11 protein-coding genes and 1 pseudogene are annotated in these 16,937 nt (G+C 42.8%); all 12 read right to left on the bottom strand.

From position 1 onward, the window contains the following. Window positions 1-74: 74 nt before the first annotated feature. Window positions 75-2,240 (bottom strand): exo beta-1,2-glucooligosaccharide sophorohydrolase, encoded by a 2,166-nt coding sequence (locus tag ACYIA1_RS16290; RefSeq protein WP_480335892.1) that lies wholly within the window; start codon window positions 2,238-2,240, stop codon window positions 75-77. 112 nt (window positions 2,241-2,352) lie between these two features. Next, window positions 2,353-3,822, bottom strand: a complete 1,470-nt coding sequence (locus ACYIA1_RS16285) for a RagB/SusD family nutrient uptake outer membrane protein (protein ID WP_270645896.1) — start codon at window positions 3,820-3,822, stop codon at window positions 2,353-2,355. A gap of 28 nt (window positions 3,823-3,850) precedes the next feature. Continuing rightward, complete coding sequence (locus ACYIA1_RS16280; RefSeq protein WP_272060385.1) at window positions 3,851-6,892, bottom strand: SusC/RagA family TonB-linked outer membrane protein; 3,042 nt, start codon at window positions 6,890-6,892, stop codon at window positions 3,851-3,853. 334 nt (window positions 6,893-7,226) lie between these two features. After that, window positions 7,227-10,085, bottom strand: coding sequence for a triple tyrosine motif-containing protein (locus tag ACYIA1_RS16275; protein WP_196006818.1), 2,859 nt, complete (start codon window positions 10,083-10,085; stop codon window positions 7,227-7,229). 91 nt (window positions 10,086-10,176) lie between these two features. Then, window positions 10,177-11,005 (bottom strand): annotated as a pseudogene (locus ACYIA1_RS16270) (glycoside hydrolase family 16 protein). A gap of 413 nt (window positions 11,006-11,418) precedes the next feature. Further along, on the bottom strand, window positions 11,419-12,711 hold the full coding sequence (gene tyrS / locus ACYIA1_RS16265) for a tyrosine--tRNA ligase (RefSeq protein ID WP_008778966.1): 1,293 nt from the start codon (window positions 12,709-12,711) through the stop codon (window positions 11,419-11,421). A 103-nt stretch (window positions 12,712-12,814) separates the two neighbouring features. Further along, window positions 12,815-13,486 (bottom strand): TatD family hydrolase, encoded by a 672-nt coding sequence (locus ACYIA1_RS16260; RefSeq protein WP_317198466.1) that lies wholly within the window; start codon window positions 13,484-13,486, stop codon window positions 12,815-12,817. Next, window positions 13,470-13,691: a membrane protein insertion efficiency factor YidD gene (gene yidD, locus ACYIA1_RS16255; RefSeq protein WP_005863660.1), complete on the bottom strand. Its 222-nt coding sequence runs from the start codon at window positions 13,689-13,691 to the stop codon at window positions 13,470-13,472. Before yidD ends, ACYIA1_RS16260 begins: the two co-directional genes overlap by 17 nt. Then, the gene (gene rnpA / locus ACYIA1_RS16250; RefSeq protein ID WP_036630613.1) at window positions 13,691-14,077 is read right to left on the bottom strand and encodes a ribonuclease P protein component; all 387 of its coding nucleotides are present in this window, start codon (window positions 14,075-14,077) and stop codon (window positions 13,691-13,693) included. The genes yidD and rnpA overlap by 1 nt, the downstream gene beginning before the upstream one ends. Then, window positions 14,077-14,832 carry a uroporphyrinogen-III synthase gene (locus ACYIA1_RS16245; protein WP_029257164.1) on the bottom strand — a complete coding sequence of 252 codons (756 nt, stop codon included), beginning with the start codon at window positions 14,830-14,832 and terminating at the stop codon, window positions 14,077-14,079. Before ACYIA1_RS16245 ends, rnpA begins: the two co-directional genes overlap by 1 nt. Next, window positions 14,829-15,554, bottom strand: a complete 726-nt coding sequence (locus ACYIA1_RS16240) for a DUF4271 domain-containing protein (RefSeq protein ID WP_005860300.1) — start codon at window positions 15,552-15,554, stop codon at window positions 14,829-14,831. Before ACYIA1_RS16240 ends, ACYIA1_RS16245 begins: the two co-directional genes overlap by 4 nt. Window positions 15,555-15,590: 36 nt before the next feature. After that, window positions 15,591-16,937, bottom strand: coding sequence for a dihydrolipoyl dehydrogenase (gene lpdA / locus ACYIA1_RS16235; RefSeq protein ID WP_122377437.1), 1,347 nt, complete (start codon window positions 16,935-16,937; stop codon window positions 15,591-15,593).

Below are 16,937 nucleotides of genomic sequence, written 5' to 3'. Positions count from 1 at the left end.
GATAGCCCTATTTATTCTATTACATGCCAGCATATTATGTTCAAGATAAGTTATTGTTGTTTTTTGTCGCATTATTATTTTATGGATTGAATCTTTTGGATACCTTTCTGGACATCCGGATGGCTCATGAAAAGGTTCCACAACAGATTCGTACGGTAATTCTCGATCATAACCGTTACAGGCGCTTGATTCAATCCCATAAATAAGGGAGATACCCAATTTACAGTCAAGTTGAAAGCATCCCGGAAACCGTACTCACCCCATAAGAAGCTGCCGTAGTTACGATAATAATTCCGCAAGGCTTTCATGGAAGCGCCCGGCGTGTAAGGGAAAGAAGCCAGAGCGCCCGTAGGTGCCATCGTTCCGTTATCCCGGTGCGGCATCGGCTCCTGAGCTTGATAGTTCCAAGCGAAATCGCTGGCGGTCAATCCCCAACAATCTTCTCCATAACCTACATACCCCCCTTGGTTCTCGATACAATACCGTTGATTGATCTTTGCCATTTTCTGGTTGTTCTCGAAATAATTCGTGTACTTATCCGTGAACTTATGCGGATCCAACCCAAGATAGGAGTAATGGATAAAGAAAAGAGGACCGCCCTTGGAGACACCGACTTTTAAGTTCTCCCCATAATAGGTATTACCATTCGTATACATCTTACCATCTTCTACACACCCCCAACCGGCACGGTATTCCTGCGCATACTCCTCTTGGCTGGCCCAGCCGCTATAATACATCTCCGGAGAGATTCCGTATTTCGGCCCCATGATAGCCAACATATAGGTAATCATGGTCTCATTCCAGCCGATCAATTTATGATTGATCACCCACGCCTGATCTGGAGACCAGTGCCAATATAGATATGGGCTGTCCTTAAATTGCTTATACCAGCTCCATTCCACGTTTTTCCATAGATTATCGATGCTCTTACGGATTTGTTTCTCCTTGTCATTCTCTTGGTTGAAATATTGACGAGCCGTTAACAGCCCTTGGAATAAGAAAGAGGTCTCCACCAAATCACCTCCATTATCTTTCGGGCCGAAGAAAGCGACCGTCTTCCCGGTTGTCCCATCAATAAAGTGAGAGACCGCCCCATGGAATTTATCCGCTTTCTCCAAGAAAGAAGTGATTTTCAAGAAACGCTGTACGCCCTCTTCCCGGGTGATAAATCCCCGTTCGATACCCGCCACGATCGCCATGATACCGAAGCCGGAAGCCCCGGTAGCGATCATATCATTCCGTCCGGGAATATTCTCACGGGCAAGACCGCTGTTTGGCTCCGCTCCCTCCCAATAGTAACGGAAGTTCGCTTCCTGTACCATATCCAGCAATTGCTCGTCCGTCATTGGATAGGTAGTGGCCGAGACTGTCTGGGAATCATTGGATTCATTCAGCGCATAATCCACGGCTGTCACCTTATAATAAGCCTTTTTACCAACCTCTCCCAAGAAATCGGTATAACGATTCATCCAAGGGCGGCGGATAGCGACCGGTTGGTAAGTAACCCCGTCGAAAGAACGGTAAATGCGATAGTATTTTATATCCTCCTTCGATTGAGGAATCCATTTGATATCGATATGACGCTCATACGCCTTGGCTTCCTGCAAGACCGGAGCGTTTAAGGCACTTACCGACGGGAGGGAAGCCGGCAAAAGCTCTATATCGTCCAGATAAATCGTATATTCGTTTCCATCGGCCGTACCGGGACGAAGGGCTACGGCCGCTAATTTCTTGATGTTCGTATCGTTCACGGCGTTTAATCCGAAATCCTTCAAAGGAATGGATACGGAATGCCATACGCCGGGACGTGTATCTTTCAGATAATTTCTCAGGTTTAGGTATTGGGTATACGTGCTGTCCGCATAACGAATAGCGATATTGGGAAGAGCGGCAGCATTCATGCTCTCTCTCAACCGCACTTGCATAGAGAGCGTAGAGGGCTCACGAAAGAAGTCATTGCCACGGACCGGGCAATATTGTATCTCGCTATACCAATCTCCACCGGGAGCGGATACATAGGTAAGCTCCAAGGAATTACCGGGCGTAAAAGCGACAGAGCCGGCAACCGGAAGATGATGTCTCGCATTTTTAATCCAAGAGGGTGAGGTATATTTCGCTTGAGAATAAAAGTAATCCCCTTTCATCAAGCTATTCTCGAAGAAAACATAGTCGTAAGGTTTCTCCACCGCTTGCAAGCTGGCGGATAATAAGAGAGTAGTTAGTAATGCGATGTGTTTCATGATGCTGATATTTATATAAATAAAGATATGATTTGAGATAAAATAGGCGGTGCCAAACGGGTTGACACCGCCTTGCCAAACTACAAAGGTCTAGTAAATAATGAGAATCTTATTATTCTGCTGTCGTTCCAGCCTCAAGTTCCAAGTTCGGATTCAAGTCGATCTGATCTTGAGGTATCGGATAATATTCGCTTTCTCCCTTCACAAAACCCGGAAGTTCTTGAGCAGCCTTATCGGTACGAACCAAGTCATAGAAACGTGATCCCCATTCCAAAGCCAATTCCACTTGACGCTCTTCCAATATCTGGTCTACCGTAGCATTCTTGATCGGAGCCAAACCGGCACGTTCACGAACCAAGTTCAGAGGAGCGTCACCATTCTGACCCTTACGAACCTTAGCCTCAGCATTCATCAACAGGACGTCCGCATAACGAAATACGCGTATATTATTGCCTGCGCCATATTGCGTACGGCCCGGGGTCATCTGGTTCTTCGGGGTATAGGCCTTACCGTTATAGGCGCTTTGACTACCTGCCGGTATATAATCACCATCACGGGTCGTAGCATCTGTCATTAAGAAAGTCGTCTCGGCACGAACCGTTTCGCCTCTCTTGGCAAACAATTTCTGTATTTTCTCAGTCGGTTCGATAAATGCCCATCCTGATATCGGAGCCTCGCCACGAGGACCTTGGAACGCAAACCATTGGTCTGATTCTACGATCTCACCACTACCATTACCGAAATCAGTAAACTGATATTCTAATAACGATTCGTTACACAACTTTCCCGGAATTTTAAACAACTCATAAAAATCAGGATATAGCTCAAACTTACCACTATTGATGATGTCCTCTGTCAATGTCAAAACATCGTCCCACTCATTATTATACATTTTCACGCGAGCTTTCAATACCTCCGCCGTGTACTTCGTTACGGCACCCGGATGTTCAGACTCGTTCGGACGGATAGCCGGAAGATTCTGGATACAGAAATCCAACTCATCATAAATGTATTTCAAGACATCCTCTTTTTTGCTTTTCGAAATGTTCAATGCCTGATTGTCAAGCAACAATGGAACATCCCCCCACAAATTAACCAATTGATGATAAGCTAATGCCCGAAAAAAACGAACCTCCGCACAATATTTAGTATTTAATGCTTTATCTGAATCATTTTTCAAATGCTCAGCATATTTAGCCAATGACTCTAAAGCGGAATTCGAGAGAGAGATTGTATTATAGTAACTACCCCATGTTCCATTTAATGCCCAGAAAGTTTTTAACTTCTCATATTCGAAATTACTACAATAATTATACTCAACTTGGTCGGTAGGAGACCCACCTTTATTCACGTCATCACCACGCACGATAATACATCCCCAACCAGACCAACCGGCTAAGTTACTACGAACTTTAGCATATATGCCAGAAACCGGCATATACATCTCAGAGGTCTTTGAATAATCCACGGACTCCGCCTCTACAGAATTTTCCGGAAGCTTATCCAAGAAATCGCTACAACCAGAAAGCGTAAAAGCCAATGGTATCGCAATAAGAAGCTGTTTCTTAAATATATTTTTCATATACTCTATTAGCATTAAAGATTAATAATTAATAAATGATACGGAGGCCTAATGTGTAAGAGGAAGACAGCGGATATACTTGCTCATCAAATCCATAGGATGAAGAAGGCATCGTTCCGTCATCGTTCTTTACGCTTGATAACTCCGGACTGAAGCTATTGGCCTTGAAGATTGTCAATGGACGATCTGCGGTCAAGCTCAAACGTACGCTCGGCATCTTGAATTTACCGAAATCCTTTTTCGGGAACGTATAGGCTACCTGTACATTCTGGATACGGAAATAAGATCCATCCTCTACATAGAAGGAGTTGAATTTAGCGATATTCCAAGGATTTATAGATCCTGCGGCAGACGGGTAGCTATTGGTTGAACCTTCACCTGTCCAGCGATTCTCAACTTGATCGGCATCATAATTCAACTCAGAGTGCCAACGACGGTCACCACGCTTACGGTTCACGATCTCATTACCGGTTACACCTTGCATTACCATAGAGAAATCAAAATTCTTATAAGAGAATCCAAGGTTAATACCGTAGGTAAAGTTCGGGACATATGATCCTAAAGTAACACGGTCCTTATCATCGATATTGCCATCCTTATTCTGGTCAACATATTTGAAATCACCCGGTTTCAAACCATTCGCTACAGCGATGGGATCTGCGGCAATCTCAGCGTCATTCTGGTAAACACCAGCGATCTCATGTCCATAATAAGCGTTCAACTCTCCACCTACTTTTGAGATCGTACGGAACTCTGCGGAACCACCATATAAGTAAGATAGACCGTTCAAGTCTTTTACCTCATTATGCAATGTCGTTAAATTAGCGCCAATAAAATAAGAGAAATCTTTTCCAATTTTATCAGACCAATTCAATGATAACTCAACACCCGTATTTAAGATCTCTCCCTGATTACCTAATAAGTCACCGGCACCCATTGGCAGCGGAGCGTTAATCACGGCATTCTGTGTCAGACGATAGTACCAATCAGCCTCCAAGCTTAAACGGCTGTTCAATGTGCGGAAATCCAAACCAACGTTCGTCTCGTTTACGACTTCCCAACCTAACCAACTAAAATATACTAAGTTCGTATATCCGGGAACAGCGCTACCAGCAAAAATACCGGAAGTTGTCATATCCTGTGTAATAGAAGCGAAACCATCGCTAGCCTTGATCTTATCGTTACCTAACTTACCCCAGCTAGCACGAATTTTCATGTAATCAACCCATTTTTGATCTTTCATGAAGTCTTCCTCCGATAGATTCCAAGCGGCACCTACAGATGGGAAATACCCCCATTTCTCTTGATATTTAGAAGAACCATCGGCACGCATTGTTGCGGACAGTAAATATTTGCCTTTATAATCATAGGAAACACGACCGAACCAAGATACTCCACGATACGTAGTGCCGTTATCCCCAGTAGTGCGTCCATCCGCATTTCCCTGATCCAAATAATAATACTCATCATGTCCACCCGGAACACCGGTAGCCTCACCCCATAACTGGCGCCAGTTCTCCTCACGAACAGAATTACCAAGCATCACTGTCAATCCATGGTCACCGAAAGTATCGGAATAAGTCAGTGTATTATCCCAAATCCAACTGTGGTAGGTATCATCTTGTTTTTTCAACTTTGAAGTTGAGTTAACCTGTGTTCCACCTACTAAATACTCCGGAGTATAGGTACGGGCCTGTACGATATTAATATCTTGGCTATAAGCAGTCTTGAAAAATAACTTATTCTCTGGCAAGAAATCAAACTGCGCATAGAAAGAAGGCATTACACGTAATGTCTTGTTCTTAGAATCATAATAATCGGCTGTAGCGAGAGGATTACCAAAGAACTCACTTAAGTCAATACGTGCAGGAGACGCATAATTAACAGGATACGCACCTAATTTATTCTCTTCATCATAAACAGGGAGGATAGAAGGGGTCCTAAAAGCACTTAACCATACAGCGCCATTCGGTAATTTTTGCGTAGAGTTACTTAATACGATATTAGCTCCAACTTTCAACCAATCAAAAGCCTTATAATCAGCTTTTGTACGTAAGTTAAAACGAGAATAATCATTATCCGCATTTAAGATACCATCTTGATATAAATAAGAAGCACCCACAGAATAAGAAGCTTTCTCGGTACCACCCGAAACATCAAGAGAATGATTATGAGTCAAAGCCGTATGAAGAATCTCATCATACCAGTTCGTATTGGCATTTCCCCAATATTTCAAACCTTTATCCACTTTAGCTTGCATGTCAGCATCTCCGATTTCCTTAACCATCGTACGATATTGATCCGCGCTAGCCATCTTCAACACGTTCGTAGCTTTCTGGAAACCTACGTAACCATCATAAGTAACCGTAGCCGGACGGTTCAACGCGCCTTTCTTTGTCGTAACCAAAACAACACCGTTTGCGGCGCGCACACCATATATAGAAGCGGCGGAAGCATCCTTTAATATTGACAAGTCCTGAATGTCACTGTTATTCAAGAAGTCGATATTATCAAAGAACATACCATCCACTACATACAGGGGCTGGCTATTGTCATTCATAGATCCGATACCACGGATACGAACGGAAGGACCGGAACCCGGCTGACCATTATTTGTGATCTGCACACCGGCAACTTTACCCTGCAGGGCACCCATCGGAGACGAGGTAGCATGCTTCGTAATCTCATCAGCCTTGATCACGGCAATAGGAGCGGTTAAGTCTTTCGCCTTACTCGTACCATAACCGATTACAACAACTTCGTCCAGGTTCTGTGTATCCTCTTCCATTAGAACATTAACTACAGATTGTCCGTTTACCGGAACTTCTTTTGTAGACATACCCACATAACTATATACCAAAGTGGCGTTCTTAGGTACATCGTTTAATGTGTAATCTCCATCCATAGAGGTTATGGTACCGTTAGTCGTACCCTTAACCAAAACACTCACCCCGATAGCTGGGTATCCTGTGGCCTTTTCAGTTACCACACCAGTAACTGTCAGATTCTGCGCAAACATAGTAGTCGCAGCAAGTAACAGGCATAAACAAAGCATTAATTTAGCTTTCATTCATTCTAGTTTTAAAGTTGAACATTTGTTTTTACACTCATTATTAAATTTGAAGCAAATGAACACCCAAACCTAAAAAAGGGCAAATTTTTGTATACTTCAACACTACTGCAAGCCTTGCGCAAGCAGAAAATTACTACTTTTATACTACTGCAATACATATTAATTATCTTATTTTCAGTTATAATACATTTGTTAATTCAAAAGGAGAACATTATATGTTACTAAACACATTTCACTAAATATGGGAACACAAAAATGACAAGGAAAACTCATAGTTATGATTTTCTTATTTCATAGTTATGATATTTTTCATTCATAACTATGAAATTTCTTAGTGGAACTGGATCATGAAATCTACCAAGCTTTGGCCCTCCGGTAGATTTAGTTTTTTACGCAATCGATAGCGCGCCGCCTCGATACCACGTACGGAAAGATTTTGCATACGAGCCATATCCTTAGTTGGCATATTCAAACGTAATAAAGCGCATAATCGTAAATCGCCCGGAGTCAAATCGGGATACCGCTCTTTTAGATTCGTAAAGAACTTTTCATGGATACGATCGAAATTAGTCTGGAAAATGGCCCATTCATCCTCGCCTGATATATTCTCTTCGATCATGCGGATAAGTTTATCGAAGAATCGTTTCGTATAACTTCCTGATAATTGTTGAGCTTGTATTTCCTTTTTTAGACCTTCAAGGAAATCATTATGAGAGATAACAGACAAAGTAGCGCTGGCTAATTCCTTACTCTTATAAGTAAGGTCATTTTCTAATTTTTCATTCTCTAGCTTAACAATTAATTGCTCTTGCGCCCTCAATTGCTCTTCTTGCAATCTCTTTTGCTCCTCGTTAGCTTTCTTCTCACGCATGACAATCCACATCGTATACATTCTCACTAATACAACCAGTATACATAAAAACAAAGCAAAATAGATGATCAGAGCCCACCAAGAGCTATAAAACGGACGTTCGATCTTGAATGGATAAGACAGAGAAGATAGCTCTTTTCCTCGATCGTCTTTCACAACCGCATGTAACACAAAATTACCATAGGGTAAATTAGAATAAGTCCGTTGAAAATTACTGGTGCCTTCTATCCATTCATTATCAAATCCGTCCAATTTATAATAGATCAGGAAACGGCGCCCCGTAAAATCCGGATACGAAAACTTGAAAAGGATTGTATTATAACTATAACTCAATGCGGACGCACCAGCTTCCGGTGCGTCCGCTCCCTTGCAAGGGAGCGGAGCGAACTCATTTTCGTGCCGATTATAAGCTCTTACTTGCGACAAACTCAATGGAACTCGAGTCGTATCCACATAATTCCGGTATCTGTCATAACGAGCGATCCCCCCGTTTAGACAAAAATAAGACGTCCCGTCGGAAGCCACATAAATATTTCCCCTATCCTCTATGGTCGGATTATCAAACAAAGTAAAAGGAATACGCTGTTTTAACTGGAATCGCCCGGACTCATATCCTAACAATACATATTCCGAATTCCGGATAAACCAATATAAATCATTATTCAAGGAAACAACTCGATAGGTATCGCTTAACTCGGGAAAATCCTCATTCAACAAATCATAAGGAACGATCTTTCCAGTCAAATCCTCATAAGTATAAAACTTACTCCCATCCGAGAAAACAATACGTCCGCGTAATTTCATTACATTAATCGTACCACTCTCATTACCTTCCTCCAGTTTTCCGATATACTCCATCTCTTTCACACTCCTCAAATCCTCATTCAAGCGAAGACGATAGATACCTTTATACATATGGCTAGCCCATATATTGCCGGTAGGGTCAACCTCAAACGATTTGATCAAATTAGAGAATCCTTCTACATTATGGCTAAATTTCCAACGATTAGTAACCATATCCCGGGTGAAAACACTGAGTGGACGGTAAGACATCTGGAGTAAAACTTCCTTTCCATGGATAATTGTCTTACGTAATGCGGTACCCCCTCCATTGGGCCCCGGTATCTGAGTAGCTTTTCGGCCCTCTAGCTGTAAGGTACCTGTATTATGTCCGGCAATCAGTTGATTTCCGACATCGGAGATATACCATGTCTGTTCTTGAGTACCGGGAATCAAGGTTGGATAACTATCATTCTCAGATAACGCATAAAGACCTTGGTTCGTAGCTAAATAAACAATACCCTTCTCTATCACCATATCATGCACCATACCAATCTGGGCCTCAAGCGGTTCATAAAAATAGATCGGAGAATTCACATGTATCTGCGCGATACCATTATCCAATGTAACCCATAAATTATCCGAATTATCAGCAAATACTCTCAATACCGTATTATTAATCAAGCCATTCTCCCGGTTGATATGCCACAAAGTTTCCCCCTGCTTATTAATCGCTACAACCCCATTAGAAATCGTACCCACAATAAAAGTAGAATCTTTCATCATGACTCCCCGGTTTGCGATCCCTTCCTTTAATATCTCATTGGCTGGTGTATTCCACACAGACAATTTTTTACGCACCTCATCATAGATAAAACATCCACTACGAGCCGAGACCAATAATAGCTGATGATCAAATGGCAAGACCGAAACCACATCATCCTCCAAAACCTTTTTCGATAGTAACTCTGTAAACTGGCCATCATCCATTCGACAAAAGCTTCCTCCCTCCATGAACTGAACGTATAGATGATCGTCTAATGTGAAAATATACAATGGAGACAGGTCGGATACACCTTTTCTTACTTTTTCCCCGTCATAAATAAAAAAGCTCCGGAATGATTGAAAATAAATCTCACCCTTATATTCATTAATCGTCCAGAACTCATCATTATTCAGATAGACGTTCATCTCAGACGAACTGAGTGAATGATAAATCAGATCATTCTCATCATCCATCTCAAAATACCCGAACTCCTCGAAAGAGCCGACATAAATACGTCCGTCCTTCGATATATACAAAGCACGGACACCTAGATTATTCGGTAATTTCACAAGATCCCAGTGAATACCGTCAAAAACCAAAAGCCCCCGGTTATTACCAATATACATCTTTCCTCCCGGACCTTGGGAGACGGCCCAATTCTGGTTTCCCGCTTTGTAATCGCTTACGGAATAATTGATGATTTTAGGAATATAGGGTACCTTCGCATTCCCCGTTATACAAAACAACAAGGCAATAACGCAACAAATCAACATACGAACCAACGTCCTCTTAAGTATCTCCTTCACTATATAGTACAGAATGTTATGTACCACAAAAGTAAATAAAAAAACATCACGTTACACCCTACTTCTTATAAACTCTCACATAATCAATCTCAAACACATGTGGAAAAAGAGAATCATCAATACCCTTTTGGCCTCCCCAATTCCCCGATCGCCAGATTCAGCAAGATATGAAAGCGTTTATCGTAAGGCCAAACCTCATAGCCTGTCCCCTCGTTCTTAAATGTAAAGTATAATTGATCATCTACATAAAGCCGGTACTCATCTTCCTCCCATTCCAAGGCGTACACGTGAAACGCTTTATAACAATCCGGACACGCAATTTTAGCATTTTTTTGAGTTCCGATCGCATGATTATATTTTTCCGTATGCGAAGAACCTACGATCGTGTCGGGATCATAGCCCACATTTTCCATAATATCTATTTCCCCGCTTTTTGGCCAATCCCCGTATTCCCAATCCGTTGGAAGCATCCAGATGGCCGGCCATGTCCCTCGTCCAGTCGGGAGTTTCGCCCGAATCTCAAAACGTCCGTACAACCAATCCCCTTTTCCTTTCGTAATCAGGCGAGCCGATGTATATGAACGACCTTCCATCGGTTCTTTCAAGGCCGTAATCCTCAACACCCCATCCGATACCCAGGCGTTCTCCTTTCTGCCGGATGTATAATATTGAGCCTCGTTATTTCCCCATTGATATACATTACCTTCCGTATCATAAGACCATTTCGTAGAATCAGGAAATCCCGTATAGTCAAACTCCTCACTCCATATCAATTTCCACCCGCCTTTATCCATGGGTGCAGACAAATCGATATCACTAGCATTCGCCAGACTGCTCAAGAAAACACGATATAGGATAAAACTAAACAAAAGAAATGAACGTGACATAACAATATAGATTTAAATCAGAATTTCCACAAATGTATAAAAAATAAATAAAAGTGTAGATAAAAAACACATCGCAAGGTTATCCCCGCAATTATACTGCGAATACCACAGGAGATATACTTCAAGTGGCAGAGAAGATATACTTCATTGCCAAAGTAAGTACTACCTCATTTTCCCTAGGGATTTATCGGATAAGCTATCTATACGGGAAAATGCCACAAAATAAAAAAGGGATGCCAAAATTGACATCCCTCTCTCTGGATTGTTAAGTTGTCTCACGAGGATTCGAACCTCGACAGACAGAACCAAAAACTGTAGTGCTACCATTACACCATGAGACAATCCGATTGCTTTACTAAAGCGATGCAAAGGTAAGAATAAAATCTTACCTTGCAAATTTTTTGATTATTTTTTTACTTTGCGATCAACAAATAATAATTTTTCTTACCTCTTTGAACCAATAAATACTTATCGTCAAGCAGTGAAGAACAGTCGATTACAGTATCAACCTCCGCTAATTTCTCTTTGTTAAAACTTACGCCACCACTTTGTACCAATTTACGCATCTCACCTTTTGAAGGGAAGATAGCGGCTTTTTCAGTACACAAATCAACAGCCTTGATTCCTGCGGCCAATTCATCACGGGAGATATCGAAATGAGGAACACCCTCGAATACGGCTAGTAATGTGTCCTCATCCAATTTCAACAAAGCCTCGTGCGTGGAGTTACCAAACAAGATATTGGAAGCCTCGACAGCGGCCTCATAATCTTCCAAAGAGTGAACCATAACAGTCACCTCTTTCGCCAAACGTTTCTGCAACGGACGCAAATGAGGAGCGGCCTCTTGCTCCGCCTCCAAAGCGGCGATCTCTTCTTGGCTCAAGTCCGTGAAGATCTTGATATACTTGGCGGCGTCAGCATCGCTTACGTTCAACCAGAATTGATAGAATTTATACGGAGAAGTATAGCGACGATCCAACCAGATATTACCGGATTCCGTCTTTCCGAACTTACCACCGTCAGCCTTCGTGATTAACGGGCAAGTCAAGGCATAAGCCTCCCCTCCCAACGTACGGCGGATCAATTCCGTACCAGTCGTGATATTACCCCATTGATCAGTACCACCCATCTGTAGGCGGCAACCCTCATGCTCATACAAATACAAATAATCGTAACCTTGTAGCAATTGATAAGAAAACTCGGTGAAAGACATACCTACACTAGATTCGCGGCTCAAACGTTTCTTCACTGAATCCTTAGCCATCATGTAGTTCACGGTAATATGCTTACCAATATCACGGATAAAATTCAAGAAAGAATAACCCTTCATCCAGTCATAGTTGTTCACCAACTTAGCGGCATTAGGAGCGTCGGAGTCAAAATCAAGGAACTTAGCCAATTGTTTCTTGATGCAATCCTGATTGTGACGAAGAGTAGCCTCGTCCAGCAAATTACGCTCGGCAGACTTCATAGACGGGTCACCAATCATACCGGTAGCGCCACCCACTAAAGCGATAGGACGATGACCGGCACGTTGGAAATGCTTCAGCATCATCACACTTACTAAGTGTCCGATATGCAAAGAGTCTGCCGTTGGGTCGATCCCCACATAGGCCGATGTCAACTCTTTCTGCAATTGCTCTTCCGTCCCGGGCATCATATCAGCGATCATGCCCCTCCATCTTAATTCTTCTACAAAATTCATCGTATTAATTTATATCGTATTACATTAATATATTTGTCACTTTATCTCATACGAGGCAAAGGTACGACTTTTTAATTAAGAATCGAAAATTGATAATTGATAATTATCCGTTTAGGTGGAAGATAGAAACGTTTTTAGCGATTTGAATCCGCAGCTTTTCTTCCGGAATATCCAACGCTTCCGCTACATTTTGGTAGACCCCGCGGATATCAATCGATTTATCATCGGTCTCCAAGAAAAGGAAATCAGGCCATGTGGCACGCAAAGCCGATGGATTAAAACGATCTCCAAAGGAGAGATAAAACCCCAAGCAAACCAATTGGGAGGCAAGTTCACCATTACCTCGAAAGCCATGGATAATCCAAGGCATCTCCGGTTTCACGGCCTTTTTACAGGCAATGAGATCCGCCCACGCTTTTACGCAATGGATGATTAATGGCTTATGTGTTTCCTCCGCTAAATTGGCTTGTGCCAGAAACACCTCTTTTTGCAAATCCATTGGAGATTCGGCCAGTGTATCAAGTCCAGCCTCTCCGATCGCCACGACTCCCGAACCAGACACCAATACCCTAAGTAGGTCCATCTGCTCCTTTACATTATATATATACCACGGATGGATACCATATGAGCGAATAACCGTATCAAGAAGTGGACCCGGCTGCATATCACCCATTGGACTCACGATCCTATTTATAATCGCGATATCCTCCTTATGGAAAGGCATCTGATGCGTATGTATATCATAATAACCCATGGCGTTACGGAACCGGATCATAACCGCTCCCACCCCAAGGATGGCAACGAAGTATTCGTTTAACCGCAAGATACAATCCTTTCACAGGACCATATTTCTTCAAGGCTTGCACCGCATATTCGGAACAAGTGGGCGTATACCTGCACGAAGCCGGTGTCATAGGAGAGATACAATATTTGTAGAAATAAACCGGCAATAAGAGTAATGTGGTAAAAAAGCGTCTCATTATTCTTTATCCCGAAGGATATGGATCGCTTTCTTCATTGCCTTTTCCATCACAGCGTACGGATGGATCTCTTTATCGAGGTACAGGAAAGCGATTAACATGCCCTTATTCTTCGCTTCCAACGGTTCCAGTAAATCATATTTACGAACCCGGTAAGCCTCACGTACCTGTCGTTTGATCAAGTTACGCTTTACGGCTCTCTTAAATTTTTTCTTCGGTACACTCACTAAGAAGGAAGCACGGGCAGGCATCTCTTCCTCCATCGGTAAATAAACGACCCGCAGTGGAAACGCCACGAACGATTGTCCTTTTTCGAATAATAGGTCAATGTAACGTTTCCACGACAGGCGTTCTTCTTTTGAAAGGGTATACCTTTTTGTCGTCATTATTTTTTACCGTCTTGCTGTTTTTTCAGATATAAATCCAAAGCAGCAGTCATAGAAGGGGCTTCCACCGTGGGAGCCTCAACGTCCAAACGCAGACCCGCATCTTTAACAGCCTTTGCCGTAGTAGGGCCAAAGCAGCCGATCTTTATATCGTCTTGCTTGAAATCCGGGAAGTTCTTCAATAAGGAAGAGATACCCGACGGACTAAAGAAAACCAACATATCATAATCGAATTTCTCGTCCTTCGCGAAATCATTGCTCACCGTACGGAACATCACCGCTTTCGTATAGTTGATTTTCTTCGCGTCTAACAAAGCGAATAGATCATCTTTATGTACATCGGAAACAGGTACTAGGTATTTCTCCTTCGCATGTTTGGCGATAACAGTCACCAAATCATCTGCCTTACCGGTCTGACCATAAAAAATCTTACGTTTTCTATAAACGATATACTTCTGGAGATAAACAGCGATCGCCTCTGTCATACAGAAATACTTCATCGTTTCCGGGATAGCCACACGCAATTCCTCGCATAAATGAAAGAAATGATCGATAGCCGTACGAGCCGTAAAAATAACGGCGGTATGATCCAAAACCGAGATTCGTTGCTGCCTGAACTCCTTGGAAGATAAAGGTTCAACCTTGATGAACGGGCGGAAATCTATTTCCACACCGTATTTTTCTGCAATATCGAAATATGGTGATTTCTCCGATGCAGGCTTCGGTTGTGATACCAATAATTTTTTAATATTCAATGCCATAGAGTACTTGACTCGATAAAGTTATACAAATAAATAATGCCTTCATACAGAAAAACTAAAGGCAATATTTCTTGGCCGCAAAGGTACAAACTAATATATAAAAAACTGCTATTTTTCCTGTGAAATATCCGTATGGTCTTATAAATTATCACAAAACGACACAGAATATAGAAAAATACAAACAACAAAACAGGAATCTGTATACTGCTCCCCACGAATACCAACCAAAGTGCCGGAATGTATAAACAAATCCCCCACGCTCCTATAATAGCGTTATAATTAGTCTTCCAAAACTTGTATTTCGGAGCGTCCGTAAAAACAACCCCCAATAAATAATAGAAACAGCGCTTACACCAATAAAACAGTATCAATACCATCATTATCAACCCAATAGATATCAACACCGTATTTTCTAGCAAATGGTTGAAATACCCATATGCCCTAGCGATAGCAAAAAGGCAAACGCTACAAAGAAACAAGGCTTGAAACGTCATGAAATTCCGGAAGAGCCATTCGCTCCCCCTCGTTACCTCAAATAAATTTTGACGTTCTTTCACATATACCACATCACGCATCATCTTCAGGAATAAACGATAATTGGTACGGAACACCAACGCAAAACACATAAATAAGACGAACAAAAGGCTAAAGACCACATCGTCCACCAATTGTCCGTCCCACAAACGAATCCCTACATATCCTTCAAATGTACCCATGTGCCGCTATTATCGGCACAAAGGTACATAATTATTTCAATAAAGCGCTTCCTTAATAATCTCTCCTACCGTAGGATGCGGGAACACAAACGACTTTAACTCATCCGATTTCATCCCCTCCTCAATAGCGATTCCGGCGATCACGATCAACTCCGAGGCCGGATTACCCAACATATGGGCACCGATCAACGTCTCATCCTCCGACAAGATCAACTTACAAACACCATTCCCCATCTCATTCTCCGCGACAAAACGCCCAGAGAATGCCATCGGTATTTTTTTCACGGTATACGAAATACCTTCTGCCTGCAACTCCTCCTCTGTCTTCCCGACACCGGCGATCTCCGGATTCGTATAAACGACACCCGGAATAGCCTTATAACTCATCGGGCGCGATTTGCCCAAGAGATGATCCACGGCCACCTCCGCCTCGCTAACTGCCGTATGCGCCAGTAAGGAAAAAGCGGTAATATCACCACAAGCATATACATTTGGCAGGGAAGTCTGCATGTACTCATTCACCTTCACCCCATTACGAAAAGTCTCCGGAGCCAGTGTCTCCAAGCCAAAACCTTTCGTAACCGGACGACGCCCTACACTCAAAAGGACCTTATCGCCATGTAACGTGAATGTCTCCCCGTCTTTCTCTACAGAAACCTCGGTTCCATGCACCCCGGTCACTTTATGACTTAGATAGAACTTAATCCCCCGTTTAGCGTATTCCGCTTGCAACATTTCGGACAGCTCACGATCCATCGGGCCTAATATCTTATCCAACATCTCCACGACATGTACCTCTACCCCAAGGCTATTGAAGAAAGAAGCGAACTCCATACCGATCACGCCTCCACCGATTATCACCAAAGAGGCCGGAAGCTCCTTCGATTGCAACGCCTCCCGGCTCGTCCAATATTCCGTCTCCGCCAATCCGGGTATAGGAGGAATTACCGTTTCCGATCCCGTACAGATCAAAAGGTTCGCAGCCTCGTATAGCTCTTCTCCGGCGGCGATCGTAATCGTCCCGTCGGCCGCACGTCCTTGGATACAAGCTTCCGCCGTAACCATCACCACGCCATGCTCCGTCATTTTCATACGGATACCGGCTGTCAGCTTTTTCACGACCTTATTCTTACGGGCGATGATTTTCGGGAGATCAAAAGAAGGATTCTCCGCTTTCACCGCATACTTGGAAGCATGCTTGATATTATCATACGTCTTAGCGGAATAAAGAAGCGTCTTTGTCGGCACGCATCCCTCATTCAAACAAACCCCGCCCAATGCGTTTTTCTCAAAAAGAATCGTGGAAAGCCCACCCTGCGCCGCTCTCTCCGCGGCAGTATAACCGGCAGGACCTCCACCGATTATAGCGACATCGTATTTCAT

Source organism: Parabacteroides sp. KHUB-02 (genome assembly GCF_056640955.1).
This window is presented reverse-complemented; position numbering and strand designations above follow the sequence as displayed.

Excerpts from the sequence above, each read along its gene's own strand:
- ACYIA1_RS16285 (WP_270645896.1), bottom strand. The coding sequence starts at position 3,822 with ATGAAAAATATATTTAAGAAACAGCTTCTTATTGCGATACCATTGGCT.
- rnpA (WP_036630613.1), bottom strand. The coding sequence starts at position 14,077 with ATGACGACAAAAAGGTATACCCTTTCAAAAGAAGAACGCCTGTCGTGG.
- yidD (WP_005863660.1), bottom strand. The coding sequence starts at position 13,691 with ATGAGACGCTTTTTTACCACATTACTCTTATTGCCGGTTTATTTCTAC.
- ACYIA1_RS16290 (WP_480335892.1), bottom strand. The coding sequence starts at position 2,240 with ATGAAACACATCGCATTACTAACTACTCTCTTATTATCCGCCAGCTTG.
- ACYIA1_RS16260 (WP_317198466.1), bottom strand. The coding sequence starts at position 13,486 with ATGATCCGGTTCCGTAACGCCATGGGTTATTATGATATACATACGCAT.
- ACYIA1_RS16240 (WP_005860300.1), bottom strand. The coding sequence starts at position 15,554 with ATGGGTACATTTGAAGGATATGTAGGGATTCGTTTGTGGGACGGACAA.
- ACYIA1_RS16280 (WP_272060385.1), bottom strand. The coding sequence starts at position 6,892 with ATGAAAGCTAAATTAATGCTTTGTTTATGCCTGTTACTTGCTGCGACT.
- tyrS (WP_008778966.1), bottom strand. The coding sequence starts at position 12,711 with ATGAATTTTGTAGAAGAATTAAGATGGAGGGGCATGATCGCTGATATG.
- lpdA (WP_122377437.1), bottom strand. The coding sequence starts at position 16,937 with ATGAAATACGATGTCGCTATAATCGGTGGAGGTCCTGCCGGTTATACT.
- ACYIA1_RS16275 (WP_196006818.1), bottom strand. The coding sequence starts at position 10,085 with ATGTTGATTTGTTGCGTTATTGCCTTGTTGTTTTGTATAACGGGGAAT.